At 65.8% G+C, this 23099-nt stretch carries 24 protein-coding genes and 1 tRNA gene; 5 read left to right on the top strand and 20 right to left on the bottom strand.

All coding sequences use genetic code 11. The features are described from left to right. Positions 1 to 2: 2 nt before the first annotated feature. The 7 genes from sctJ to sctV form a co-directional block, all read right to left on the bottom strand. Complete coding sequence (gene sctJ, locus ABIC94_RS04940; RefSeq protein ID WP_354371781.1) at positions 3 to 779, bottom strand: type III secretion system inner membrane ring lipoprotein SctJ; 777 nt, start codon at positions 777 to 779, stop codon at positions 3 to 5. Beyond that, on the bottom strand, positions 776 to 1195 hold the full coding sequence (locus tag ABIC94_RS04935; RefSeq protein ID WP_354371780.1) for a hypothetical protein: 420 nt from the start codon (positions 1193 to 1195) through the stop codon (positions 776 to 778). The genes sctJ and ABIC94_RS04935 overlap by 4 nt, the downstream gene beginning before the upstream one ends. A gap of 65 nt (positions 1196 to 1260) precedes the next feature. Further along, on the bottom strand, positions 1261 to 1464 hold the full coding sequence (locus ABIC94_RS04930; protein ID WP_007834711.1) for a hypothetical protein: 204 nt from the start codon (positions 1462 to 1464) through the stop codon (positions 1261 to 1263). Between the two features lie 157 nt (positions 1465 to 1621). Continuing rightward, positions 1622 to 2797, bottom strand: coding sequence for an FHA domain-containing protein (locus tag ABIC94_RS04925; protein WP_354371778.1), 1176 nt, complete (start codon positions 2795 to 2797; stop codon positions 1622 to 1624). Positions 2798 to 2799: 2 nt separating this feature from the next. Continuing rightward, positions 2800 to 4581: a type III secretion system outer membrane ring subunit SctC gene (sctC, locus tag ABIC94_RS04920; protein WP_354371776.1), complete on the bottom strand. Its 1782-nt coding sequence runs from the start codon at positions 4579 to 4581 to the stop codon at positions 2800 to 2802. After that, the gene (sctS, locus tag ABIC94_RS04915) at positions 4578 to 4844 is read right to left on the bottom strand and encodes a type III secretion system export apparatus subunit SctS (RefSeq protein WP_307700928.1); all 267 of its coding nucleotides are present in this window, start codon (positions 4842 to 4844) and stop codon (positions 4578 to 4580) included. The genes sctC and sctS overlap by 4 nt, the downstream gene beginning before the upstream one ends. 45 nt (positions 4845 to 4889) lie before the next feature. After that, the gene (gene sctV, locus ABIC94_RS04910; RefSeq protein ID WP_354372035.1) at positions 4890 to 6965 is read right to left on the bottom strand and encodes a type III secretion system export apparatus subunit SctV; all 2076 of its coding nucleotides are present in this window, start codon (positions 6963 to 6965) and stop codon (positions 4890 to 4892) included. Positions 6966 to 7264: 299 nt separating this feature from the next. Between sctV and sctQ the strand changes: the two genes are divergently transcribed. Together sctQ and sctR are read left to right on the top strand one after the other, a co-directional pair. Then, positions 7265 to 8395 (top strand): type III secretion system cytoplasmic ring protein SctQ, encoded by a 1131-nt coding sequence (gene sctQ / locus ABIC94_RS04905; protein ID WP_354371773.1) that lies wholly within the window; start codon positions 7265 to 7267, stop codon positions 8393 to 8395. Positions 8396 to 8410: 15 nt separating this feature from the next. Continuing rightward, on the top strand, positions 8411 to 9070 hold the full coding sequence (gene sctR / locus ABIC94_RS04900; protein ID WP_354371771.1) for a type III secretion system export apparatus subunit SctR: 660 nt from the start codon (positions 8411 to 8413) through the stop codon (positions 9068 to 9070). 70 nt (positions 9071 to 9140) lie between these two features. Here the strand turns inward: sctR and ABIC94_RS04895 are convergent, their stop codons facing one another. The 7 genes from ABIC94_RS04895 to ABIC94_RS04865 all read right to left on the bottom strand — a co-directional run bounded on the left by ABIC94_RS04895 (position 9141) and on the right by ABIC94_RS04865 (position 15462). Next, positions 9141 to 9578 (bottom strand): universal stress protein, encoded by a 438-nt coding sequence (locus tag ABIC94_RS04895; RefSeq protein ID WP_354371769.1) that lies wholly within the window; start codon positions 9576 to 9578, stop codon positions 9141 to 9143. A 10-nt stretch (positions 9579 to 9588) separates the two neighbouring features. Next, the gene (locus ABIC94_RS04890) at positions 9589 to 10281 is read right to left on the bottom strand and encodes a TerC family protein (protein ID WP_354371767.1); all 693 of its coding nucleotides are present in this window, start codon (positions 10279 to 10281) and stop codon (positions 9589 to 9591) included. Positions 10282 to 10428: 147 nt separating this feature from the next. Continuing rightward, positions 10429 to 11826: a sensor histidine kinase gene (locus ABIC94_RS04885; protein ID WP_354371765.1), complete on the bottom strand. Its 1398-nt coding sequence runs from the start codon at positions 11824 to 11826 to the stop codon at positions 10429 to 10431. After that, entirely contained in the window at positions 11813 to 12487 is a 675-nt protein-coding gene (locus tag ABIC94_RS04880) for a response regulator transcription factor (RefSeq protein ID WP_354371763.1), read from the bottom strand. The genes ABIC94_RS04885 and ABIC94_RS04880 overlap by 14 nt, the downstream gene beginning before the upstream one ends. 107 nt (positions 12488 to 12594) lie before the next feature. Further along, positions 12595 to 14373: an alkaline phosphatase D family protein gene (locus ABIC94_RS04875; RefSeq protein ID WP_354371761.1), complete on the bottom strand. Its 1779-nt coding sequence runs from the start codon at positions 14371 to 14373 to the stop codon at positions 12595 to 12597. A 190-nt stretch (positions 14374 to 14563) separates the two neighbouring features. Further along, positions 14564 to 14971, bottom strand: coding sequence for a VOC family protein (locus tag ABIC94_RS04870; RefSeq protein ID WP_354371759.1), 408 nt, complete (start codon positions 14969 to 14971; stop codon positions 14564 to 14566). After that, positions 14968 to 15462 carry a helix-turn-helix transcriptional regulator gene (locus ABIC94_RS04865; protein WP_354371757.1) on the bottom strand — a complete coding sequence of 165 codons (495 nt, stop codon included), beginning with the start codon at positions 15460 to 15462 and terminating at the stop codon, positions 14968 to 14970. Before ABIC94_RS04865 ends, ABIC94_RS04870 begins: the two co-directional genes overlap by 4 nt. Positions 15463 to 15634: 172 nt before the next feature. Between ABIC94_RS04865 and ABIC94_RS04860 the strand changes: the two genes are divergently transcribed. The 3 genes from ABIC94_RS04860 to ABIC94_RS04850 all read left to right on the top strand — a co-directional run bounded on the left by ABIC94_RS04860 (position 15635) and on the right by ABIC94_RS04850 (position 18100). Next, positions 15635 to 16234 carry a TetR/AcrR family transcriptional regulator gene (locus ABIC94_RS04860; protein ID WP_354371755.1) on the top strand — a complete coding sequence of 200 codons (600 nt, stop codon included), beginning with the start codon at positions 15635 to 15637 and terminating at the stop codon, positions 16232 to 16234. Between the two features lie 125 nt (positions 16235 to 16359). After that, positions 16360 to 17361 (top strand): NADP-dependent oxidoreductase, encoded by a 1002-nt coding sequence (locus ABIC94_RS04855; protein WP_354371753.1) that lies wholly within the window; start codon positions 16360 to 16362, stop codon positions 17359 to 17361. Positions 17362 to 17395: 34 nt separating this feature from the next. Beyond that, positions 17396 to 18100, top strand: a complete 705-nt coding sequence (locus ABIC94_RS04850) for an SDR family oxidoreductase (RefSeq protein WP_354371751.1) — start codon at positions 17396 to 17398, stop codon at positions 18098 to 18100. A gap of 51 nt (positions 18101 to 18151) precedes the next feature. Here ABIC94_RS04850 and ABIC94_RS04845 read toward each other — a convergent pair whose 3' ends face one another. From ABIC94_RS04845 to tolB, 6 genes are all read right to left on the bottom strand, one after another. Beyond that, on the bottom strand, positions 18152 to 19309 hold the full coding sequence (locus ABIC94_RS04845; RefSeq protein WP_354371749.1) for a hypothetical protein: 1158 nt from the start codon (positions 19307 to 19309) through the stop codon (positions 18152 to 18154). A gap of 125 nt (positions 19310 to 19434) precedes the next feature. After that, positions 19435 to 19510, bottom strand: a tRNA-Lys gene (locus tag ABIC94_RS04840). A gap of 56 nt (positions 19511 to 19566) precedes the next feature. Further along, positions 19567 to 20397, bottom strand: coding sequence for a tRNA threonylcarbamoyladenosine dehydratase (locus tag ABIC94_RS04835; protein WP_436317940.1), 831 nt, complete (start codon positions 20395 to 20397; stop codon positions 19567 to 19569). Between the two features lie 31 nt (positions 20398 to 20428). Then, positions 20429 to 21178, bottom strand: a complete 750-nt coding sequence (ybgF, locus tag ABIC94_RS04830) for a tol-pal system protein YbgF (protein ID WP_354371745.1) — start codon at positions 21176 to 21178, stop codon at positions 20429 to 20431. Beyond that, a complete protein-coding gene (gene pal / locus ABIC94_RS04825) occupies positions 21178 to 21696 on the bottom strand; it encodes a peptidoglycan-associated lipoprotein Pal (RefSeq protein WP_354371743.1) in 519 nt (172 codons plus the stop codon). Before pal ends, ybgF begins: the two co-directional genes overlap by 1 nt. A 25-nt stretch (positions 21697 to 21721) precedes the next feature. Continuing rightward, a complete protein-coding gene (tolB, locus tag ABIC94_RS04820; RefSeq protein ID WP_354371741.1) occupies positions 21722 to 22948 on the bottom strand; it encodes a Tol-Pal system beta propeller repeat protein TolB in 1227 nt (408 codons plus the stop codon). Positions 22949 to 23099 lie beyond the last annotated feature (151 nt).

Here is a 23099-nt window from a genome sequence, read left to right as displayed (position 1 = left end):
GGTCAGCGCTTGAGCACCTGGCGGCGCATCCAGGTGCGCCAGTCCTGTCCTTGGCGGCGCAGCAACGTCGGCAATGCCATGAGGCATATGGCGGCCAGCAGCAGCAGGCCGAGCAGCACCATGGCGGTCTGCGTCGAGAACATGCCGAGCACCATCGGCGCACCCGCTGCATTGCCCGCGGGCGCCACGCCGGTCGCGCGGCGCGCCTCGAACAGCGACAGCGACACCTGGTCGTGTGCGAGCCCTTCGATGCTGTGGGCCACCATGTCCTTCACGGCCGGGGCCAGAAGGCGCAGGTCGACGTCGGGCCGGTGCTTGATGAACACCGCCGCGGATGAGGGGCGGATCTTCTCGCTCAGCGGATCGTTGGCCGGAATGACCACGTGCACGCGCGCCGACACCACACCGTCGACGTTGCGCAGGGTTTGCGACAGCTCCTGCGAAATGGCGTAGATGTAGCGCATGCGTTCCTCCGAAGGCGTGGACACCAGGCCCTGCTTCTGGAACACCTCGCCCATGCTCACGTAGCGCTCGGCCGGCAGGCCCTGCACCCGCAGCACGTCCAGCGCCTGGCTCAGGCGGTCTTCCTCCACCTCGACCTGCCAGTTGCTGCCTTCGAGCCTGGTCTTGGCCGCGCCGATGCCTTCGTTCGACAGCGCGGCGACGATCTCGTTGGCCTCCTGCTCCTTGAGGTTGGAATAGAGCGCAACCTTGCAGCCGGCCAGCGCCAGCAACAGAACGAGCGCGGCCAGCCAGCGCGGGCGTATCGGTGTCTTCATTGCTGGTTCTTCAGCAGACTGCCGAACAGGCTGGTTGCGGCGCTGGCCAGCCCGGTGGAAATATGCATTCGCGCAAACATCATGTTGGCCTCCATGGCGTGATCGGTCATCACGAACATGGTCTTGATGGGGTCTGCGAAATCGATGGACTCGAGCATGCTCTTGCGCATGTCTTCGATGGAGCGCACGTTGCCCGACAACTGCGCGGCCAGCGACTTGGCCGCGTCGCCGATCGCACTGGGCGCCGTCGTTCCGCCCGGCGGCTGCATGCCCTGCATCATGTTGGCGAACATGCGCGTCTCGCCCGGCTCGAAGCGCGAGGGGCTCACGGTCTGCTGCGCAGCCTGCGATGCAGCGGATGCCGCGGCTTCCGGTGGCGGCGCACCAACGGCTGCCGACGCAATGGGATCGGTCATGTCTACTCTCCTCGGAAAAGAAAAAGGGCCGCGCGAAGCCCTGCGGCTTCGCGCAGGCCTCCCCATCAGTTCTGCTTGGCGGACTGGCGGATGTCGTTGCCGGTGGACTTCGCCACTTCGGTGCCGGCGGCGTTGGCGCCATTCACCGTCTGGGCCGTGGCCGCAGCGCCAGAGATGGTGGCGCCCGCAGCCATGCTGACGCTCATCAGGCGCGCCTGGTCGGCCGCGGCTTGTTGCATTTGCTGGATCGAGGTGTCGACTGCGCTCATAAGGAAACTCCTGTCAAAGGGTTGAGGTTTTTTTCACTTGCGGATGAAAGCGCTCCGTGCCCCCTGCGGGGACGAAGCCATTCCATGCAGCGGGCTTGCGGCGCCGACGCATGAAATCGGGGTGCGCGGGCTGAGAGCGGCGTGGCTTGCACATCTCTCACCTCGCGGGTTTCTTGTTGGGCACGCCGCCGCTCAGAACCAGCCCGTCGGCGTCGATGCGTTTCAGTTCGGCGCCCGAGCGCAGCACAGAGCCTTCGTAGTAGCGGTTGCCGTTCGAAAGCTGGATGTGGCGCAGGCCCTCGCCGTCTTCGGTAATGCTCACCATGCGGGCCGGCAGCACGCTCTGCCAGCTGTCCCACTGGGCGCGCATGTCGTCGTCCTTGTTCTCGGTCTTGGGCTTCTCGCGGTACTGCACCTTGTCGGAAACCAGCACCGAGGGATGCAGGTCTTCGCTGAGGCGGCGGATCTTCTGCCGCACGGCGGCGTCTTCCACCGTGCCGGTGAGTGCCAGCCGGCCCTGCCCCGTATAGGTCACGGCCACGCCGGGGTCGCCGACATAGCGGCGTGCCTGCTCGACCATGTCTTCGGCCGAATGCACGTTGACGCTGACCTTGTTGCCGAAGCGCGCCATGGCGTCTTCCAGCGTCTTGCGGCGCTGCTTCGATTCCACGTAGCCCTTCACGCCGAACTGCCCGCCGGGTGCCGCGATGACCTCCACTTCGGGGAACGGCACCAGCGCCTTTTCCACTTCCGCCAGGTTCACGCTGCCGCCGTTCATCGCGCCGGGACTGCCTCCGAGCGACATGGCCGCAAGGCCGAGCACGGCCAGCAGCGCCACCACGCCGCCCACCCACAGGCCGAGGCGCTGCACGCCGGAGGCCGGCTGCTGCGCCAGCGCCTCGCCTTCGGGCAGCGGGCCATGCGCTGGCGCAAACATCCGGTCTTCCTGCGCGCTGGCGGGATAGGTGCGGTCGAGCTGAAAATCGATCTGCCCCACGCTCACGATGTCGCCGGCCACCACGCTCTTGCGCGGCTGCTGCATCTCTTCACCGTTGAGCCGCGCCGAGGCCGTGCCCAGGCGCTGCATCGACACCACCAGCTCGCCGACGGTGAATGCGAGGTGGCGCGGCAGCACGTCGCCGCCCGGCAGCATCACCTCGCACTCGCCGCCCGAACCCAGCACGTTGATGCCGGGCTTGAGCACGATGGTGCGGCCCTTCACCGCGCCGCTCAGGAAGCGCAGGCACCAGCCGGCGGCCTGCGCGTGCATGCCTTGCGGCGCCGTGAGCTCGGCACCGGCGTTGTCGTCGAACGGAGCTTCTTCGCGATCCATGCTCAACCTCCGGGCTCGGGCAGAGGCAGCATCGGCACCGAGGCCGTGGAGCCGGGCGTGACGAGGCGCGGGGTCAGCAGATAGAAGCGCTCCATGTTGGCCTGCTTCTTGTCGGTGTACCTGAAGAGGCCGCCCACGCCGGGAAGGTCTTTCAGCAGCGGAACGCCGGTGACCGCGTTGCTCTTTTCTTCCGACGAGTAGCCGGCAATCAATAGGCTTGCGCCCTCGTCGACCAGCGCCTGCGTGTTGACCGTGCGGCGGCGCACGATTGGAATCTTGTCGACCGATTGCGGGCTCAGGTCGCCGTCGACAATGTCGATCGACATCATCACGCCGCGGCCGGCCTTCTCGTCGATGATGAGCGGCGTTACGCGCACGGCGGTACCGGCGGTAATGCTGAAAAGGCCCGCGTCCTGGAAGCCGTCCACACGCACGTAGAACTCGCTCAGGTTCTCCAGCACGGCCTCGGTGTTGTCCAGCGTCATCACCTTGGGGCGGGCCACGAAGTTGGCGTTGCCGTTGGTGGCCAGCGCGGTGACGCGGGCCAGCAGGTAGTTGCGCGCGCTGTTGCCGATGGCGGCGGTGAACATGCCGCCCAGCGGCGTGAGCGGATTGCCGGAGCCATCGAAGCTTCCGATCTGGCCGGCTTCGCTGCCGGTGCCGCCCCAGGTGAGCGGCCCGCGGTCGCCGCGTCCGGTCTGGAAGTCGGCGTGCCGTCCGTGCAGGCGCCAGTCGATGCCCAGGCTGCTGAGCGTGTCGGAGCTGATGTCCATGATGGTCACTTCGATTTCCACCAGCCGCGGGCGCGTGTCCATCGACTCGATCAGCCGTGCGTACTGCGCCATCTTGTCGGGCATGTCGCGCACCAGCACGGCGTTCATGCGCGTGTCGGCCTGGAACTGCGGCAGCTCGTTGCCGGTGATGCCCGACATGCCGCCGAGCGTGGCGGCGTCGCCGCCCTGGCCTGCACCTGCGATATCGATCTTGGGCGCGTTGATGGTCTCGCCGCTGCGCAGCTTGATCTGCCGGTTCGGCCCCACCGAAAGCGGCCCGCTGGTTCCGCGCCCGCCCGCCCCGCCGCCGCCGGAAGACTGGTTGCCCGCGCGGCCGTACAGGCTGCGCAGCACATTGGCCACGCCCGGAATCACCGTTTCCTTGCCGGAACGGTTGATGCGGAAGTCGGAGGCCCATGCGTACTTGAGCGGAAAGAGGCGGATCTCGGCGCCCTCGGCCATGGCGGTTTTCTGGTCTGCGAGCTTCACCGCCTGGCGCACCATTTCCACATAGCGCCGCGGGCCGGTCACGTAGACGCTGGCATCGCGCTCGCTGATGCTGAGCGGATAACGCTCGTCGGAAATGTGCAGCCGCACCAGCGTCTCGGCAATGCGGCCGGCGTTCTCCGCCGCAATCGGCAGCACCTCGCTCTTCGCATCGGCTGCCAGGTCGACGAACAAGAAGGCCCCGTCGTAGTACCAGGTGAGTCCGTTCACCGAACACACGCTGTTCAGAATATTCTTCGCGGGCCCGTCGAATTTGCCGCTGATGACGCCGTTGACCTTGGGATCGATCACCGCCGTGATGCCCTGCGAGGCCGCCAGCTCGCGCAGGAAGTCGCCGAGCGGCTTCTCGTTGGCAACGATCTGGAAAGGCTTGTTCTGCCAGCGGAACTCCGCCGCCATGCCGTGCTGTACGAGCAGCAGCATGAGCACGGCGCCGCAGAGCAGCATGAAGGCTTGCCGCCGGGCGAGAAGAAGGCGCGCAACGACCGTCATCGCGGCCGTCATGACAGTGAAGTGAGCGACAGGAAGGCGCGCTCCGCGAAGCGCATCACGTCGCGGCCCAGCCAGCCGGCCGTGACGATGATCGCCACCATCACCGCGATGAGCCTCACCGACTGGCCGATGCTCTGGTCCTGCACCTGCGTCACCGCCTGCAGCACCGCCACGACGAGCGACGAGAGCGTGGCCACCACCACCACCGGCAGTGAAATCCACAGCACGAGCAGCAGCCCCTCGCGCGTGATGTCCAGAATGTTCTGCGGTGTCATGGCTCGTTTCGGCTCCCTCGGGAAACAGGTCGTTGTTGTCGTTCATCAATGCGCGGTGGGGTTGGTGATCCAGCCCACGGGTTGCAGGGCCACGTCGTCGTCTATTTCCTGGTAGGACAGCACCGCCATGTGCGGCGCCACCGGCTCGATCAGGTTCTTGATGTAGCGGCGCACGTCGGACGACGCGATGGCCACCACGCGGTTGGCCGTGGAGCCCAGAATGCGGCGCAGCTGCTCGCGGATGTCCTGCGTGACCGCCGGGCTCAGCAGCAGCAGGTTGCCGCGCGGCGAACGCTCGATGGCGTTCTGCACGCGATCGAGCAGGCTGGACTCGAACAGGATCGCCTCGAGCTGCCGGTTCGCGCCGACGTAGCGGCTCGTGATGTAGCGCCCGAGGTGAATGCGCACCAGCTCGGTCAACGCAATGCCGTCCTGTTCCTTGGCAGCCCACATGGTCAGGCTCTCGAAAATGGCGTGCAGGTTGCGAATCGGAATGCCCTCCTGTAGCAGCCGGCGCAGCACCTCGGCAATGCGCTGCGCAGAGGCCACACGCAGCACTTCGGCCGCAAGCTCGGGCGCATCGCGCTGCACCGAGTGCAGCAGGCGCTGCACCTCCTGCAGGCCGATCAGGTCCTTCACGTGGCGGCGCACCGTGTGGTCGACATGCAGGCCCACCACTTCCGCACCGGTCCATGTGGTCATGCCGGGCTCCGGATTCGGCATCCATACGACCCGCGCGAAGGGACCGAAGGGCTCGGCAACTTCCGCGCCCGGCGGTGTTGCAACGGCCTGCGCGGGGTCGAGCAGCAGCCACCCGGGCTTGAGCATGCCGCGCGCCACCGCCACGTCGTGCACCAGCACCTGGTACTCGTTGTCGGCCATGCCTTCCACGTAGTTCAGCTGCAGCCTCGGAAAGATCGGGCCGAGATCGGACTCGACCGAGGTCTTGACCCGCGACAGGTGCAGGTCGAGCACGAAGCGGTCGACCGAGCTGCGCAGGCCGGAAGACAGGCGCACCGCCAACGGCGCGGCAATGGCGTGGTCGGTATCGGTTTCCTCGGCGGCCACGCCGCCGCCGTGAGAGATCCAGTCCGGTGTGTTGCGCTGCTGGCGCAGCATGCGCATTGCAAAGCCCAGGCCGAGCAGGATCGCGGCCAACAGGCCGAACACCCATTTCGGAAAACCGGGCACCACGAGGAAGCTGGCCACGGCGAGGCCAGCAATGATGAGCGCACGCGGATGCGCCATCATCTGTTCGCCGATCTGCTGCGCGAGCTGCGATTCGCGGCGGTCGCCGGTGCTCACGCGCGTGATGACGATGCCCGCCGCAATCGACACCAGCAGCGACGGAATCTGCGACACCATGCCGTCGCCCACCGTCAGGATGGCGTAGCGCTGCAGCGCGGCGCCCAGCGTCATGTCGTGCATCAGCGTGCCGATGGCGATGCCCGCGAGGATATTGACGAGCGCGATCACGATGCTGGCAATGGCATCGCCCTTCACGAACTTCATGGCGCCGTCCATCGCTCCGTGCAACTGGCACTCCTGTTCCAGAAGCTGGCGCTTCTTCTGCGCCTTGGCGGAAGACAGCGCGCCGGCACGCACGTCGGCGTCGATGCTCATCTGCTTGCCGGGCATGGCGTCGAGCGCGAAGCGCGCCGCCACCTCGGCCACGCGCTCCGAGCCCTTGGCGATCACGATGAACTGGACGATGGCGATGATGAGGAACACCACGCCGCCGACCACCACGTTGTTGCCGACGATCAGCTTGCCGAAGGTGTCGATGATGTGGCCCGCGTTGGCCTGCAGCAGGATCAGCTTGGTCGATGCGATGTTGAGCGCAAGGCGGAACAACGTGGTGAACAGAAGCAGCGACGGAAAAGTCGACAACGACAGCGCCGAGGGCACATACATCGCGACGATCAGCAGCACCAGGCTGATGGCCAGGTTGCTCGCAATCAGCAGGTCGAGCAGCGGCGTCGGCAGCGGCAGCACGAACAGCGCCACCACCACCACCAGCAAGCCTGCGAGCAGCAGATCGTTGTAGCGGCCGGCGTTGCCCAGCAGATCGCGAAAGCTGCCGCGGTACTGTTGTTGAAGAGTTCGCGAGGGACTCGCCATGGCGTCCTTGCTCAATTGAAATCTTGGAGTTGTTGTGGGATGCGCATCGCCTCGCAACGCACATCGAACGTGAAGAACCTCACGTCGCGGTGGACTCTAAGCGGCGCCCTCCGTCCACGGCAACCACGAGTTCTCGTAAGTACGAAGAACTTGTGGCGCGCACGGCACTACGCGTTTGCGTACTACCTGCGCCCTGCCCGTTTCGCTAAGCTGCGCCGACTCCGACGCGAAGGTTTTCGCGTTGCTTGAAGGTGTGTAGACAGTGACAAGACGTAGCCACAATTCGAACGAAAGCATGCATGCCGGCCCGAGCTGCTGAAGCAGTGATGGAGCTCGGAGAGGCTCGCACGTTGCCTCGCGCCGATGCGGCGAATGTGCGGGCGCTGAACCGCCTGTATTCGGCGGCACCGTGGCATGGCGTGGCGGCCAAGGGCGTGAGCTATCGCCTCGCATGGCATCACGACGAAGCTTTTGCTCACACATCGCGCGAGAGCTACAGCTTCAGGCTCGGCGCGCACATCGGCCATCTCGCGATGGATGCACCGAGCATGCAGGCCCTGCTCGGCGAGCGCCGCATCGACCTGCTGCCGCGCGACCTGCGCTACATCCTCCTGGCCGATGCGCTTCATCCACTGATCGATGCGCTCGAGAAAGCGCTGCGCCTGCACTTCGAATGGCAGCCCTCGGAGGCCGAGACGCGCGCCTCGTGGGACGGCCGCGATGCAAGAAGGGAACCGCGCGAGCAGCCGCTCCTGCATTGCGACCCCGAGCGCGCCGCCTTCTTCGTTGCCGCGCCATCGGATGGCGGCGCGATGCTGCGCGGCTTCGTGCAGTTCGACGATGCCGCCACGCTCGACGCCCTCGTGCCCGCTGTCGCCGGACCTCGCCATGCCGTGCGAACGAGCGAGGCTTTTCATGCCTTGCGCCTGCCGGTGAGCTTCCGGCTCGGCAGCACGCCGATCCAGCTGCGCGAGATCAGCAGCATCCGCCCCGGCGACATCGTCGGCATCGAGCAATGGAGTTCTTCGGGTGCCGCCATAGTCGTCACCGCCGAGCTGGGAGGCCCCAGCGGGCTGCACCTCTCGGCCGTTGCCGAAGGCTCGCGCATCACCGTTCAGCAATCGAGAGACAGTGCCATGAAGCCAGACACGCCCGCCGACCCCGCACCCGCCGCAGACAACGTCAACCTGCCGCTCGACCGGCTCGACGCGCTGGAGGTGACGCTGCGCTTCGAGGTGGGCGACCTGTCGCTGTCGCTCGGCGAGCTGAAGAGCATTCGCGCCGGCCATGTGTTCGACCTGGCGCAGCCGCTCAACCGCAGCCCGGTGCGCATCCTTGCGCACGGCAACGTGCTGGGCAAGGGCTACCTGGTGGCCGTGGGCGACCGCCTGGGCGTGCGTGTGTCGGAGTTCGCTCCCGGCGAAGTCTGAGCGGGCTTCTCATTCATGCAAGGCGGAATACCGGAGCCTCTCACACTCGTCGCGGTCATGGTCGCATTCGGCTTCGCGACCTTCGCGGCGCTGATGGTGACGAGCTACACCAAACTGGTCATCGTGTTCGGCCTCCTGCGCACCGCGCTGGGCCTGCAGCAGACGCCTCCGAACATGGTGCTGAACGGCATCGCCGTCATCCTGACGGTCTACATCATGGCGCCGGTGGGCATGGACATCGGCGACACGCTGCGCAACCGCAACTTCGGCATCAAGGGCGAAAGCATGGGCGACATCATGGCCGTGATCGACGCGGCCAAGGTACCGGTGAAGGAGTTCCTCCAGAAGCACACGCACGAACGCGAGCGGCAGTTCTTCTTGAAGTCGGCCTCCAACATCTGGCCCAAGGCGCGGGCCGAGCAATTGAAGGACGACGACTTCATGGTGCTGGTGCCCAGCTTCACGCTCAGCGAGCTGACGCGCGCCTTCCAGATCGGCTTCATCATCTACCTGGTGTTCGTGGTGGTGGACCTGATCGTGGCCACCGTGCTGCTGGCGCTCGGCATGTCGATGATCGCGCCGACCACCATCTCGCTGCCGTTCAAGCTTCTGCTGTTCGTGATGCTGGATGGATGGACGCGGCTGGTGCACGGGCTGGTGCTCTCGTACCGCTGAGCTTGGCTGACGAATACGGGCCCGGCCGCAGGAACAACCGGAAGCCGGCCCCGCCAGGGCCGGCCTCGGTTCAGGAGCCGATGACCTGGAAGCCGCCGCCACTCGCGCCCGACAGCTGGCGCACTTGCTGCGCCAGCGAGCCGAATATGCGTCCCGCCAGGCTGGGCTCCTCCCGGCCGAAGACGATGCGATCGCAGCCGAAGTCGCGGGCCGCCGCAACGATGGTCTCGGCGCTGCGCCCGATGGCCACGGTGGTGCTGCAAGAGACACCGGCCATGGCGAGCAGCCTCCGCGCGAACTGCAGTTCCTCGGCGCCCGCGCTTTGCTGCAGCTCGCGCAGCTCTTGCGCGTCGAAGAACATTGCAACGTGGCCGGAAACCACGGGCTGGACCCGCAGCAGCCGAACCGCCGCCGGCTCCCCCTGGCAGATCCGCACGACCTGCTCGATGGCCGAACGCGTGCGGGCCGGCTCGGCCGGGTCGATGGGAACCAGAATGCGCCGTCTCACGACGACACCTTCAGGCGGTCTGGTTGGCGGGTTCCGGCTGCTGCCGGCTGGTCAGCCACTTGCCGATCATCACGACGGAGATGGCGCCGAGCGCGGGAACCACCTTGTGCAGCGCATGCTGGTTGGCGGCCCAGCCGGCAATGGACGGATCCGACATCGCCATTTCGCCGGCCACCCATCCGAGCAAGGCGGCGCCGAGCGTGATGATGATGGGGAAACGGTCCATCAGCTTCAGGATCAGAGTGCTGCCGAAGATGATGAGCGGAATGCTGATCACGAGGCCGAATACCAGCAGCGGAACGTTGCCCTTGGCAGCGGCCGCGACACCAACGACGTTGTCCAGGCTCATGACCAGGTCGGCGACCACGATGGTCTTGATGGCCGCAGCGAGGCTGGAGTGCCCGTCCAGTTTCTCTTCGCCGTCTTCGCCCTTCAGCAGGCCGACGCCGATCCAGAACAGCAGCGCGGCGCCCACCAGCTTGAGGTAGGGCAGCGTGAGCAGGTAGACGGCAAAGAACGTCAGCACCACGCGCAACACGATGGCGCCCATGCTGCCGAACAGGATGGCTTTTTTCTGCTGCGCGGGCGGCAGCGAGCGGGAGGCCATCGCGATGACGACGGCGTTGTCGCCACTCAGGACGATATTGATCAGGATGATCTGCGACAGGGCAATCCAGAAATCCGGACTGGTTAAAAACGACATGGTGTCTCCTCGAAATGGAAGCGGAACCACTGCGGTTCCGTCGTGTTCGAGGCTACGTGCCTGTGCTGTCACCTTTCTGCCGGCGAGCTGTCAGTAACTTGTCTGCCAGCTGTCAGCCAGCTTACAGCCGGCCCGTGCGGCGCCGGCTCAAGCCGTCCGCAACGGGAAGAAGACGCTGAAGGTGTTGCCCACGCCGTCGATGTCTTCCTCCAGCGTGATGCGCGCGCCGTGCAGCGTGGCAATCTCGCTGACGATGGCAAGGCCGAGGCCGCTGCCGTCTTCTTGCGTGCCGAGCAGGCGGTGAAAGCGTTCGAAGATGCGCGCGCGCTCCTCCACCGGGACGCTGGGCCCGTCGTCGCTGATGGCCAGGCGGCACTGGCCGCTCTCGCTTTCGCTCTGGCTCACCCGCACGGTCACCCGGCCGCTCGACTGGCTGTAGCGGATCGCGTTGTCGATCAGGTTGTTGATCAGCTCGCGCAGGCGGTCGCGGTCGGCGTTGATCACCAGCGGATGCTCGACGCCTTCAAAGCCCAGGTCGATGTCGCGCTTGATTGCCTGCGGAACCCATTCCATGCTGACCTCCAGGGCGTAGGCATTCAGGTCGAGCGGTTCCAGCTGCATGGCGTCGAGTGCGCCGGGCTCGTTGCGGGCGAGCGAAAGCAGCTGCTGCACCAGCCTGGACAGCCGGTCGGCGCTGATGTAGAGCTGCGCGAGCGAATGGCGCACACGCTCTGCGTCGTTCTCCCGCAGCGCCAACTCGATCTGGGCCTTCAGGCCGCTGACGGGTGTCTTCAGCTGGTGGGCCGCGTCGGCCACGAAGCGGTTCTGGAAATCGAAGGTTCGCCCGAGCCGCACCATCAGCTCGTTGACTTCATCCACCAGCGGCCGCACCTCGCCCGGAACGTTATGGATGTCGATCGGGCTCAGGTCCAGGTGCGAGCGGTCCGACACCGCGCGCCGCAGCCGCTGCAGCGGCTCGAGCCCGCGCGAAACGCCGAACCAGACCACCGCCGTGGCCATCACGATCAGCAGCAACTGCGGCACCACCACGTTGGCCAGCATCTCCCAGGCAAGCCGCGTGCGCTTGTGGAGGGTTTCAGCGACCTGCACCCGGACCATCGGCGCTCCGGGGTTGGCGCCGACGGGCATCCGGGCCACCAGCATGCGCACCGGCTGGCCGCGCACCGCATCCCGGTAAAAGCGCGGCCCGGCTGCGTCTTCCCTCTGCGGCGGCGGCATTTCCGCATCGCCACCCAGGGCGGTGCCGTCCTCGCTGACGACGCGGTAGAAGAGCAGGTCTTCCTGGTCCAGCAGCAGGATGTTGCCCGCGGCCTCGGAGAGGTCGAGCCGTGGGCGGGCGCCGTCGAGCTTCACGTGCAGCACGATCTCGCGCCCGATCTCGTACAGCGCACGGTCGTAGGCGAGATTGGAAAAACGCAGCGAGTTCCAGTAGGCGGCACCGGTGTCCAGCACCAGCAGAACGGCGAGGGGCCCGAGCAGCCAGGCCAGCAGCTTGCGCTGCAGCCTGGGCTCAGGTTTGCGCATCGCTGCGGTCCATCAGATAGCCCATGCCGCGCACGGTGCGTATCTCGCATCCGAGCGGCTCGAGCTTCTTGCGCAGCCGGTAGACGTTGACCTCGATCGCGTTTTCCCCGACCTCGTCGCCCCACCCGTACAGATGGTTGACCATCTGCTCTTTGCCGACGACTCGCCCTTCGCGCATCATCAGCAGCTCCAGCACGGCCAGCTCGCGCGGCGAGAGATCCAGCGGCCTCTTTTCGTAGAACACGCGTCGGCCCACCGTGTCGAAGCGCAGCAGCCCGTGTTCGAGGTAAGGCGTGGAATTGGTGCCGCGGCGCAGCAGGGCACGCACGCGGGCTTCCAGCTCCGGCAGATCGAATGGCTTGGCCAGGTAGTCGTCGGCGCCAAGATCGAGCCCGCGAACGCGGTCTTGCAGCGTGTCGAAGGCCGTGAGCATCAGCACGGGCATCGTGGACTTGCGCGCACGCAGCCGCTGCAGCACATCCAGCCCGCTCAGTTTCGGCAGGCCGATGTCCAGTATCGCCAGGTCGTAGATGCCGAGCGCGAGCGCATGGTCGGCCTCTTCACCGGTGGAGACGATGTCGACGGCGTGGGCGGACTGCACCAGCGCTCGCGAGAGCGCGTCCGCCAGAACCTTGTCGTCTTCTACAAGCAGTATCCGCATTGATCCATCCGCCTCATGTATGCAGCCGAACATGCTAACCGCAGTGCCCTGAGGGGAGGTGGACAGGCTTGGGTCCAGGCGCCCGAGCGGCGCCGTGAAAGCCTTGCTCAGGCGGCGAGCACCTGCAGGTTGCCGGCGCCCGGCAGCGCGCGCAGCGCGGCGGCCGTTCGTACCGAGTATTCGCGGCTGAACACTGTGCTGATCTCGACATATTCGCAGCGCGCTTCGGCTGGCGTCAGGGTCAGCACGGCATAGCCGCGCTTGCTCGTCTCGGCGTAGCGCAGGTCGTCGACCATGCGCCGGAAGCCATCGGACAGCAGGTCGTTGGCAATCAACGGCAGCGCCCGTTCGAAGCCGGGAGAGGACACCGACGACGTTCCGAACTCCACCCCGACCCGCTGCCCTGAGATATCCGTGAGATTCCCGGCCCAGGAATTGTGCGTGTCGCCGGCCAGCGAGATCAGGTTCTTTCCCTGGCTGCGCGCCATGGCAAGCACGGCGTCGCGCGCGGCGGGATAGCCATCCCACGCGTCCAGGTTGTAGGGCACCTTCTGCTGCGCAATCAGGGCTCGCTGGCTTTCGCTGCGAGCGGAGTCTGGTAGCGCCTGCGCCGCCAGGTAGGCGCTCAGTGTTTCGAGGGAGAAGTCGGTCGCGATGCTCAGCGGAATGGTCATGCGCATCATGAGCACCTGCTGGCCCAGCACCTGCCAGGTGCCTGCCGATGCAGCCATGCGCCCGGACAGCCAGTCCACCTGCGGCTGCCCCAGCAGCTGCCGCGTCGACGCGGCAGCCTCGCCGGCCTGGTACTGGTCGAGCGTGACTTGCCTGTCGCGTCCGATCAGCCGGGTGTCGAGCATGTGAATCGACGCCAGCGTGCCGATGTCGAACGAGCGATAGATCCGCAGCGGGTTGGCCGGGTCAGGCAGCCGCGTGGGCAACCACTCGTGATAGGCCTGCACGGCAGCCGCGCGCCGTGCGGCAAAGCTGCCCTCGGTCGCCTCGTCGTGGTTGGCGGCACCGCCCGCCCAGGCGTTGTCGGCCAGGTCGTGGTCGTCCCACACGGCGATCATCGGCAGCCGCGCATGCAGCGTGCGCAGGTCGTTGTCGGTGCGGTACTGCGCATGGCGCAGGCGGTAGTCCGCAAGCGTCAGAACCTCGTGGTCGGGGTTCGACACGCGGTCGATGGCAATGGCGAGCTGCGACGCAAAGCCCACGCGGCCGTATTCGTAGATGTAGTCGCCCAGGTGAAGCACCACATCGATGTCGGTGCGCTTGGCGATGTCGGCATACACATTGAAGTAGCCACTCGGAAAGTTGGAGCAGGACACCACCGCCAGCCGGGCCTGCGAGACGCCGCCCACCGGCAGCGTCCTGGTGCGGCCGATGGGCGAGTTCTCGCTGCCCACCGAGAAGCGATAGAAGTAGGTGCTGGCGGGCTGGAGGCCTGTGGCATCCACCTTGACCGTGTAGTCGCGCTCGGGGCCGGTGCTCGTGGTGCCACGCGCGACGATGATGCCGAAGCGCTCATCGCTTGCCACTTCCCAACCGACGTTGAGGGTGCCCGGTGCGGGCGCCGTTATGCGGGTCCAGAGCATCACGCGGTCGGACAACGGGTCGCCGCTGGCGATGCCGTGCTTGAACACCGAGCCGGAGCCCTCGGGCGGGCTGCCTCCTCCTCCGCCGCCGCCTATGCCACCACCTCCTCCGCCGCCACCGCCACCGCAGGCGGTCAAGCCGATGCCGCTGCCCGAGAACATCGCGAACAGCACGGCGCTGCGCAGGAGCGAGCGTCGGGTGCTGCCGGTCAGGCCTTGTGGGGGATCGATGCCGCCATCGTGGGCGCCAGGGTTTGCCTCGTCGTTCTTCTTCTCGTTCTGGGTGGGCATGGCTGTCTCCTGATCCGCCGACGGCGAGACGCACGGCACGCCTCAGTCCCCTTTCGACGTCGGCGCCATTGAAGGTGAAGACTTTGGTTTCCAACGTAGGCTTGCGCCGATGCGTGTGTCAGCCGGAAGCGCACTGCGCGTATACGCCGCGAGGCGGGGAAAAATGCGTAACGACCGACCCGTCTCCTCCTCAGCCGCGCCCCTGGATCATCTTCCACCCGTTCCCCGACGGGTCGCGAAAACCGGCGTCCACGGTGCCGAAACGATCCACCGGCTCCTGCGTGAACTCCACGCCCAGGCCGAGCATCCGGTCGTAGGCCGCACGGCAGTCGTCCACCGTCAGCACGAGCGGCGGCATCGCGCCCTTGGCCACGATGGCGCGCACGGCTTGCGCCGTCGCTGCATCGAGCACCGGCGGTCCGGGCGTGAACAGGCCGAGCTGGAACGACGGCTGGTCCGGGTGCTGCACCGTGAGCCAGCGATAGTCGCCGTTCTTCACATCCGTGTGGACGCGGAAACCAAGCTTCTCTACATAGAACGCAAGCGCTTCTTCCTGATCGCGCACATACAAACCGACGACTTCAATGCCCTGCTTCATGGAATCTCCTGTTGTTGTTCGGGCTCGTTTGTACCGTTCGCGGCCTGGCGCCGCTTCTCCGAAACTGCGGTCGTGAGGTCGGGCCGGCGCGCGGCGCTGGCGATGCACACGGGCACGCGGCCAAGCTCGTGGGCTGCCTGCTTCCCGCGCGAGCGGATTGCGCTCGGACTGTTGCCGGTGATGTCGCGGAAGGTACGACCGAAGGTGCCCAGGCTCGCCCAGCCCGTGTCGAAGGCAATGTCGGTAATGGGCAGGTCGGTTTCGCGCAGCAGCGCCATCGCCCGCTCGATGCGCCGCGTGAGCAGATAGCGGTGCGGCGGAATGCCGAAGGCCTGCTTGAACGATCGCGCGAAGTGGGCCTCGGACACACCGCTGACCTGCGCCAGCCGCCCGACGGGCCACTCCTCGTGCGATGCGGCGTCCATCCGGTCCTTGGCGCGCAGCAGCCGGCGCAGCAGATCGGCATCCTGGATTGCAGGGCTTTCGCTCATGCGGCTTCCGGATGCGGGTTGAGGCGCAGCGGGCCTCCTGAAGGTGCAAATTCAGTGTCGTTCATTTCGGAACTCGAGCAAGACCGCGAGGATGGCACGCGGAGCGAACAATGACCGCAGGGTCGCACGGGTCATGGCCGATTCGTCGCTGCAGATGCCTTGCAGAAAATGTATGATGAACGTCATGCGAAATTCAAAGCATAAAGTCAGAACGGCTGCCAAGGAAGCCTCGCACGAGCGCATCGTGTCCGCAGCCGCGCGTGCGATCCGTCGCAGCGGCTACGACGGCACCGGTGTGGCCGACATCATGAAGGAAGCGGGCCTGACCCATGGCGCCTTCTATGCCCACTTTCCATCGCGCGAAGCCATGCTGGCAGAAGCAGCGAGCCGGGCCTGCGCCGAAGCAGCCGCCGCAGCAACGGACGTCGTTGCCAGCGTGCCTGCCGATCAGACCCTGGCATTCATGCTTCGCGCCTATCTCTCGCCGGAACACCTGGAGCAGATCGAACGGGGATGCCCCCTGGCCGCACTGGGCTCGGAAACGCCCCGCCAGACGCCCGAGGTACGCCGCGTGACCACCCGGCACATCAAGGAAACGATCGATCTTGTCGCCCGCCAGTTGCCCGATTGGGGGCAGCCCGGTGCTCACGAACGGGCACTCGTGACCGTTGCCACCATGGTGGGCGCATTGGTGTTGGCTCGTGCCGTCGACGAGCCCGCGCTGTCGGCCAGCCTGTGCGAGGCCGCACTGAAGCACCTGGCCCCCACCTGACCCCATCGGAAAGCGATGCCTTTTCTTTCGCAAGAATATATGATGACCATCATTCGAAATAGGCCATCGTGCTCCCACGCCAGGCTGTTCGCAAAGCTGGGCAAGCCCGAAATAAAGGAAAAACCATGAAAGCATTCGTTCTCGGGCAATATGGAAAGAAGCGCCCATTGCAGCTGGCGGACATGCCGGCTCCGGAGCTGCGCGACGACGAGGTCCTGGTCGAGGTCCATGCCGCCGGCGTGAACCTGCTGGACTCCAAGATCCGGGACGGGGAGTTCAAGCTCATCCTGCCCTATCGCCTGCCCCTCGTGCTGGGGCACGACGTGGCCGGGGTGGTCGTCAAGGTCGGTCCGCGCGTGCGGCAGTTCAAGCTGGGCGATGAGGTCTATGCGCGGGCGGATGATTTCCGGATCGGGACCTTCGCTGAATTCGTTCCCGTCAAGGAAGCCTCCCTGGCGCTCAAGCCCGCGGGCCTCACGATGGAAGAAGCCGCTTCCGTTCCCCTGGTGGCCCTGACAGCGTGGCAGGCACTGGTCGAGAAAGCCGGACTGAAGAAGGGCCAGAAGGTCTTCATCCAGGCCGGCTCCGGCGGCGTGGGCACCTTTGCCATCCAGCTGGCCAAGCAGCTGGGCGCAACAGTCGCCACGACGACGAGCGCCACCAATGCCGCGCTCGTGAAGAGCCTGGGCGCGGACGTCGTCATCGACTACAAGACGCAGGACTTCGAAGATATCTTGCGCGACTATGACGTGGTGCTCAACAGCCAGGACGGCAAGACGCTCGAGAAGTCCCTTCGCGTACTCAAGCACGGCGGCAAGCTCATCACCATCTCCGGCCCGCCCGATCCTGAATTCGGCAAGGAAAGCGGCGCACCCGGCTTCGTGAAACTGGTCATGCGGCTGCTGAGCGCAGGCATCCGGCGCAAGGCAAAGAGCCGCGGCGTCGGTTTCTCGTTTCTCTTCATGAGGGCGAACGGAAGCCAGTTGCGCGAGATCACCCGGCTCTTCGATGCCGGTGCCGTCCGGCCCGTGATCGACCGCGTGTTCCCGTTCGAGTCCACCAATGAAGCCCTGGCCTATGTCGAAGCAGGCCGCGCCAAGGGCAAGGTCGTCATCAAGGTCAAGTGAGCTTCGCCCGTTTTTTCCCTGTTTGGAGATTCCCATGAAGATCGAAAATGCAGTTGCCCTCGTCACGGGCGCCAATCGCGGCATCGGCCTGGCATTCGCGCGCGAGCTGCTCGCCCGCGGCGCCCGGAAGGTCTACGTGGGCGCACGCGACCCTGCAACCGTGACTCAAGCTGGCGTTCAAGCCCTGCGGCTCGACGTCAACAAGCCGGAGGATGTGACTGCCGCCGCAGCGCTGGCGTCGGACGTAACGCTGGTGATCAACAACGCCGGCATTGCCCAGCCCGGCGGCTTTCTCGCGGCCGACAGCGAAGACATTGCGCGGCGCATCTTCGAGACCAACTTCTTCGCCGTGCTGCGCATGAGCAAGGCCTTCGCGCCGATTCTCAAAGCCAACGGCGGCGGCGCGCTGCTCAACGTCTTGTCGGTTGCCTCTTGGGTGAACGGCGGCGAGTTGGCCGCCTATTCGGCAAGCAAGTCCGCCGCATGGTCGCTCACCAATGCCTTGCGCAGCGAACTGTCGGCGCAGCAGACCCAGGTACTGGCGCTGCACATGGCCTATGTCGATACCGATCTCACGCGCGGGTTCGATGTGCCGAAGTCCAGCCCCGAGGACATCGTCGCGCGTGCGCTCGACGGACTCGAGTCGGGTCTCGACGAAGTGCTGGCCGATGAGCTCACCCAGCAGGTGAAGCGCGGGATGACTGCGCCGAGGCCCAGCTACCTGCCGCAGGCGGCCTGACTCGTTAGCCCCCCGGGAACCGGCAGGCAGTAGAAAAGATGACTGTGTGCCCTACCCGTTTTCGGGACGATGAAGATCTAGCCGCAATCCTGCGACCTTGCAGTTCTCTACGTCGAGCACGAAGCGCAGGTGTGCGCCCTCCACGAAAACCTGGAACTTGACCCGCGCCGCGATCTTCTCGCAACCCAGCTGCGCCCCCCTCCACTGCACCACTGCGTCGCGGGCAGACAAGGAGGCCATCTGGAGGGTCAAACCTTGGTGAAGGGCGTCAGAGCGCACGCCGACTGCATTGCGCCCTTCACCGCTTCCCTCCACGTGCGCTTGCGCGCCTGGCACGGCAAAGAGACCGTCGCTGAGTTGCACCTCGCCCGCAAGCGCGGTGCGGCCCAGCAACAGACGCGCCTGCTCCGTCAATCCCTGGCTCTGGCCACCCACACCCACGCTCTGGCGCAGCATCGCCTCGGCGAACGCCTTCAAGTGCAGCTTGCCGCGCTCGGAGACCCACGGGCTCAGCAGAGCCCCGCGGTGCTCGAACTCCACACCTGCGAGCGGTGCCGATGCGAACTGATAAAGATAACTGCGCCCATTCGGCGCATCGACATAAAGGCCCAGCCGGCTCACGCCCATGCGCGAGTCCGGCCCAACATGTTCGACAGTCGCGTCGTTGAAGTCGATGAGCCCCTGCCGTATGGGCACCGTGACATCAGCGTCGAACAGCAAATGCGCATCGGTGATCTGCCCGCGAATCGCGCCTTCGGCCTCGGCAAGCGGACCGAAGCACCATGCGTCGGCGGCTGCCTGGGGCGAGATCACGCCGGCTGACGGGGCCGCGCCGCCCGATGGCTGCAAGGCTTGCAACGCCGCCTGGATTTGCGGTGGCATGACCAGGGGCCCGTGCAGCTTCACTCCCGAGAGTTCGGCCTCGACCGCCTCGATGGCTGACAGACGCGGTACGCCGCCCTCGGTGCGCACCTGCCCAACCACTTCATGCGCGGCGATGCGGCCGATCTCCAGCACCAGCGCATCCGACGCAAGCCGAAGCCCTGTTGCTTCGAACTCCCGCATGCCAAGCTCGAGCAGGCCTTCCTGTTCGGATTTTTTCCAGACGAGGCTCTCGAGCGAGCAGCGGTTGCGAATGGACTCGTCAGCGGGCCCCAGCTCCAAACCGAACAAAAGATCGATGAAGGAAGCCGCGAGCGGGACGGTCATGAGGCTTTGTACCAGACATCGCGCCGGAGCAAACGATCCAGCCCGCGTAGACAAGCCGGCGGCCGGAAAAACAAAAAGCCCACTATCTCTTCGATAGCAGGCTTTCTATATTCCACCAGTGCGGGTGGTAGGACGTACTGGATTCGAACCAGTGACCAACGGATTAAAAGTCCGCTGCTCTACCAACTGAGCTAACGTCCCGGAACCATTTTTCTTTTTTTCAGTTCTGCCGGTGTTGAATCCGGCAAAGCCAAAGATTATAGCGCGGCGTTGCTCGCAATTTTGTCGAGAACCCAACCTGCGGCACATTGACCGAAGGTAGCCGTCACGCTCACCACGGAACCGTAGCCGTGGCAGTTGAGCGAGCCATCGCCGTCAATGGCACAGGACGCATCGGGCGGTGCAACGCTTTCGCGGCTGAAGACGCAGGTCACGCCGATCTTGCGGCCCTCGCGCGGTGCGCCGTGTTCCTTGCGCAGGCGCTGGCGCAACTGGGCCAGCAGCGGGTCGTGCGTGACGAGCGAAAGATCGTCGATGTCGACCTTGTGCGCCTGCCGCTTGCCACCGGCCGCACCCACGGTGACAAAGGCCGCGCGCGATGCGCGTGCCCATGCGGCCATGGTGAGCTTGGCCTTCACCTGGTCGCAGGCATCGATGACGGCCGTTGCCGGCCCGTTCGCGGCCTGCGCCGCATCGAGCAGCGCCGTCCAGTTGCCGGGCTCGACGAACTCGTCGACGGCGAGCACCTTGCAATCGGGATTGATCTGCGCAATGCGGTCGCGCATGGCCTCGACCTTGGCCTGCCCCACGGTCGAGTCGAGCGCGTGGATCTGCCGGTTGATGTTCGACTCCGACACATGGTCGAGGTCGATCAGCGTCAAGCGCCCTACTCCGCTGCGTGCCAATGCCTCGACAGCCCAGGAGCCGACGCCGCCGATGCCGGCAACCAGCACATGGGCGTTGCGGATGCGCGCGGCACCGGCCACGCCGTAAAGGCGCTCGAGGCCGCCGAAGCGGCGCGCAAAGTCAGGTGCCGCGGTGTCGTCGGTAACGACACCCGCGGCAACGGTCGATGCTTCCGGAAGGATTGCTGCGCTCAAGCGGAGGGCTCCGCTGGCACTAGCGCAGGCGCGAGAGACGCTCGCGGCCCGCCTGGGCGGCTTCCGATTGCGGGTAGGCCTTGGTCAGGTCTTCCAGCGTGCGGCGTGCGGCGCGCGTGTCTTTCAGCTCGATCTGGCAGTTCGCAATCGACAGCACGGCCTCGGGAGCCTTGGCGTGGTCGGGCGCGAGCGACAGCATGGAACGGAAGTTCGCAATGGCCTCGTTGTAGTTGCGCGTGGCGTACTGCGCATTGCCGAGCCAGAACAGCGCGGAGGCGTTGTAGCCGCTTTGCGGGTAGCGCTTGACGAACTCGGCGAAGGCGGTTTGCGCCTGCGCGAACTGGCCCGCACGGAAGATGCCGAGCGCTGCATCGAAATCGGCTTTTTCCTTGGGGTCGGCGGTGAACTCGCGTCCGTCCACCGAAACCTTTGTGGGCTCGTTCTGCTTCAGCCGGTCGTCGATGGTGCTCTGGCGCGACTGCATCTCGCCCAGCGTACGCTGCAGCTGCTCGTTCTGGCCGGTCATGCGCGCAAGATCGCCCCGCATCTGCTCGATCTGGTTTTGCAGATCGAGCAGGCTGCGGCGCAGCTGTCCGTTTTCGTCGGTCAGCCGCTGGTCGGTCTGCTGGCGCATGGCCTCGACCCGCTGCCGCAGGTCGAGGATGGCGCGGCGCGCCTCGTCATCCTCGAACAACGCAGCTTGCGAGCCGGCCGAAACGCAAAGCAAGGCGGCAGCCAGTGCCGCGCCTCGCAGTAAAGCGTGTTGCATCACCGGGTGTATCGGATTTCAGCGCGGCGGTTCTGTGCCCAGACTTCTTCGCCCGAACCCTGAGCCGCCGGCTTTTCCTTGCCGAAGCTCACGGCTTCGATCTGGGCGTCGTTCACGCCGAGCAGCGTCAGCGCACGGCGGACGGCTTCGGAACGCTTCTGGCCGAGCGCAAGGTTGTACTCGCGGCCGCCACGTTCGTCGGTGTGGCCTTCGATGGAAACACGGCGCTGCGAATTGGCCTTGAGGAAACGGGCATGGCCGTCGATCAGGGCCTGGAATTCCGGCTTGACGGTGTAGCTGTCGTAGTCGAAATAAACGATGCGCTCGATACCGACCGGGCCCTGCGCGGTACCGGCGGTGGAATCGATGGAGACGGGGGCGACCGAACTCGCGCTACCCTGCTGGCCGCCGGCGGTGCCGGAACGGTCACCCACCGGAGCGTCGTTGAGCTTGGTGCCCGACGAGCAACCAGCAATCAGGGCCACGATAGCCAGCGAATAAATCGTACGTTTCAACATTGGGTACTCCTCAAATAAACCTTGGTCATTGCTTTTGAAACGGACCCCAGTCCGGTTCTCTTATGTCTCCTGCCTGTCCCGCCAGCCGTGCCTTGATTTTTCCATCCAGCGTGGTCGTCATGAGCGCTTCGCGGCCTTGCAGGTTCGTTGCGTAGACGATCAGCTTGCTGTTGGGGGCAAAACTCGGGCTCTCGTCCGCCGAGGTGTCGGTGATGGCCGAGACATTGCCGGTGGCCAACTCCATCACGTGGAGTTTGAACGCACCGCCAACGCGGGAGATGTAGGCCAACCACCGGCCATCGCCGCTGACAGAAGGAGATATGTTGTAGGTGCCGCTGAAGGTGACACGGGTCGGCGAGCCGCCGCTCGCGCCCATTTTGTAGATCTGCGGGGCACCGCCGCGGTCGCTCACGAAGTAGATCGTGCTGCCGTCGGCCGAGTAGACGGGCTCGGTGTCGATGCTGGCGCTCTGGGTCAGGCGGCGCGGCTCGCCGCCGCCGGCCGGAATGGTGTAAAGCTGCGAACCGCCATCGCGGCTGAGCGTGACGGCAAGCGAACCGCCGTCGGGTGCCCAGGCCGGCGCGCTGTTGGAACCGCGAAAGTTCGCAAGCAACCGGCGCTGCCCGCTGGCCACGTTGTGCACGTACACCACGGGCTTGCGCGACTCGAACGATACATACGCCAGCTGCTGGCCGTTGGACGACCACACGGGCGAAATGATGGGTTCCGGGCTCGCGAGCGCGGCTTGCGCGTTCTCGCCGTCGGCATCGGCCACCCACAGCGAATAGCGGCTGCCGCCCTTGGTCACGTAGGCGATGCGGGTCGAGAAAATGCCCTTGTCGCCGGTCAGCTTTTCATAGACGTAGTCTGCAATGCGGTGCGACGCGAGCCGCAGGTCGCCTTGCGGAACGGTGTAGCTCTGGCCGCCGAGGTCTTGTCCGCGCACCACGTCCCACAGACGAAAGCGCACGTCGTAGCGGCCATCGCCCAGGCGCGTGACGCTGCCCACCACGAGCGAATCCGCCGTGCGCTGGCGCCACAGTGCGAGGTCGGGGCGGGAGGCTTCGTCGAGTGCCTGGCCGGAAGCATCGACGCCGCGGAACTGGCCGCTGCGTTCGAGGTCGGCCTGCACGATCTCGGAAATTTTCTGCGGCGAGGCGTCCTGCCCTTTGAAGGGGACCAGCGCGATGGGCCGCTGCGTCAGCCCGACGCCCGACACCTCGACCCGGAACTGGGCGAGCGCGGGCATCATGGGAGTTGCAGCAAGAGCCGCAATCAAGGTGCGGCGTGCAAAAAACGATGAAAAAGGAGTTGGAATAGAAACTGGCAACGTCTTGTTCATGCGGTTCGGAGATGTTTCGGGGCAAAAAGTTCTACCCGGTGCGACGGGCCACATGTTACAC

Origin of the sequence: Variovorax paradoxus, assembly GCF_040544635.1 — a bacterium.
In the GTDB taxonomy this organism is placed as follows: domain Bacteria; phylum Pseudomonadota; class Gammaproteobacteria; order Burkholderiales; family Burkholderiaceae_C; genus Variovorax; species Variovorax paradoxus_R.
The sequence above is the reverse complement of the archived record's forward strand: the minus strand, read 5'-3'. Positions and strand labels throughout refer to the sequence as shown.

Excerpts from the sequence above, each read along its gene's own strand:
- ABIC94_RS04890 (WP_354371767.1), bottom strand. The coding sequence starts at position 10,281 with ATGTCGTTTTTAACCAGTCCGGATTTCTGGATTGCCCTGTCGCAGATC.
- ABIC94_RS04855 (WP_354371753.1), top strand. The coding sequence starts at position 16,360 with ATGAAAGCATTCGTTCTCGGGCAATATGGAAAGAAGCGCCCATTGCAG.
- ABIC94_RS04885 (WP_354371765.1), bottom strand. The coding sequence starts at position 11,826 with ATGCGCAAACCTGAGCCCAGGCTGCAGCGCAAGCTGCTGGCCTGGCTG.
- ABIC94_RS04875 (WP_354371761.1), bottom strand. The coding sequence starts at position 14,373 with ATGCCCACCCAGAACGAGAAGAAGAACGACGAGGCAAACCCTGGCGCC.
- sctQ (WP_354371773.1), top strand. The coding sequence starts at position 7,265 with ATGCCGGCCCGAGCTGCTGAAGCAGTGATGGAGCTCGGAGAGGCTCGC.
- ABIC94_RS04845 (WP_354371749.1), bottom strand. The coding sequence starts at position 19,309 with ATGACCGTCCCGCTCGCGGCTTCCTTCATCGATCTTTTGTTCGGTTTG.
- sctJ (WP_354371781.1), bottom strand. The coding sequence starts at position 779 with ATGAAGACACCGATACGCCCGCGCTGGCTGGCCGCGCTCGTTCTGTTG.
- ABIC94_RS04935 (WP_354371780.1), bottom strand. The coding sequence starts at position 1,195 with ATGACCGATCCCATTGCGTCGGCAGCCGTTGGTGCGCCGCCACCGGAA.
- sctV (WP_354372035.1), bottom strand. The coding sequence starts at position 6,965 with ATGGCGAGTCCCTCGCGAACTCTTCAACAACAGTACCGCGGCAGCTTT.
- tolB (WP_354371741.1), bottom strand. The coding sequence starts at position 22,948 with ATGATGCCCGCGCTCGCCCAGTTCCGGGTCGAGGTGTCGGGCGTCGGG.
- pal (WP_354371743.1), bottom strand. The coding sequence starts at position 21,696 with ATGTTGAAACGTACGATTTATTCGCTGGCTATCGTGGCCCTGATTGCT.
- ABIC94_RS04870 (WP_354371759.1), bottom strand. The coding sequence starts at position 14,971 with ATGAAGCAGGGCATTGAAGTCGTCGGTTTGTATGTGCGCGATCAGGAA.
- sctC (WP_354371776.1), bottom strand. The coding sequence starts at position 4,581 with ATGACGGCCGCGATGACGGTCGTTGCGCGCCTTCTTCTCGCCCGGCGG.
- ABIC94_RS04850 (WP_354371751.1), top strand. The coding sequence starts at position 17,396 with ATGAAGATCGAAAATGCAGTTGCCCTCGTCACGGGCGCCAATCGCGGC.
- ybgF (WP_354371745.1), bottom strand. The coding sequence starts at position 21,178 with ATGCAACACGCTTTACTGCGAGGCGCGGCACTGGCTGCCGCCTTGCTT.
- sctR (WP_354371771.1), top strand. The coding sequence starts at position 8,411 with ATGCAAGGCGGAATACCGGAGCCTCTCACACTCGTCGCGGTCATGGTC.
- ABIC94_RS04880 (WP_354371763.1), bottom strand. The coding sequence starts at position 12,487 with ATGCGGATACTGCTTGTAGAAGACGACAAGGTTCTGGCGGACGCGCTC.
- ABIC94_RS04925 (WP_354371778.1), bottom strand. The coding sequence starts at position 2,797 with ATGGATCGCGAAGAAGCTCCGTTCGACGACAACGCCGGTGCCGAGCTC.
- ABIC94_RS04860 (WP_354371755.1), top strand. The coding sequence starts at position 15,635 with ATGATGAACGTCATGCGAAATTCAAAGCATAAAGTCAGAACGGCTGCC.
- ABIC94_RS04865 (WP_354371757.1), bottom strand. The coding sequence starts at position 15,462 with ATGAGCGAAAGCCCTGCAATCCAGGATGCCGATCTGCTGCGCCGGCTG.
- sctS (WP_307700928.1), bottom strand. The coding sequence starts at position 4,844 with ATGACACCGCAGAACATTCTGGACATCACGCGCGAGGGGCTGCTGCTC.
- ABIC94_RS04930 (WP_007834711.1), bottom strand. The coding sequence starts at position 1,464 with ATGAGCGCAGTCGACACCTCGATCCAGCAAATGCAACAAGCCGCGGCC.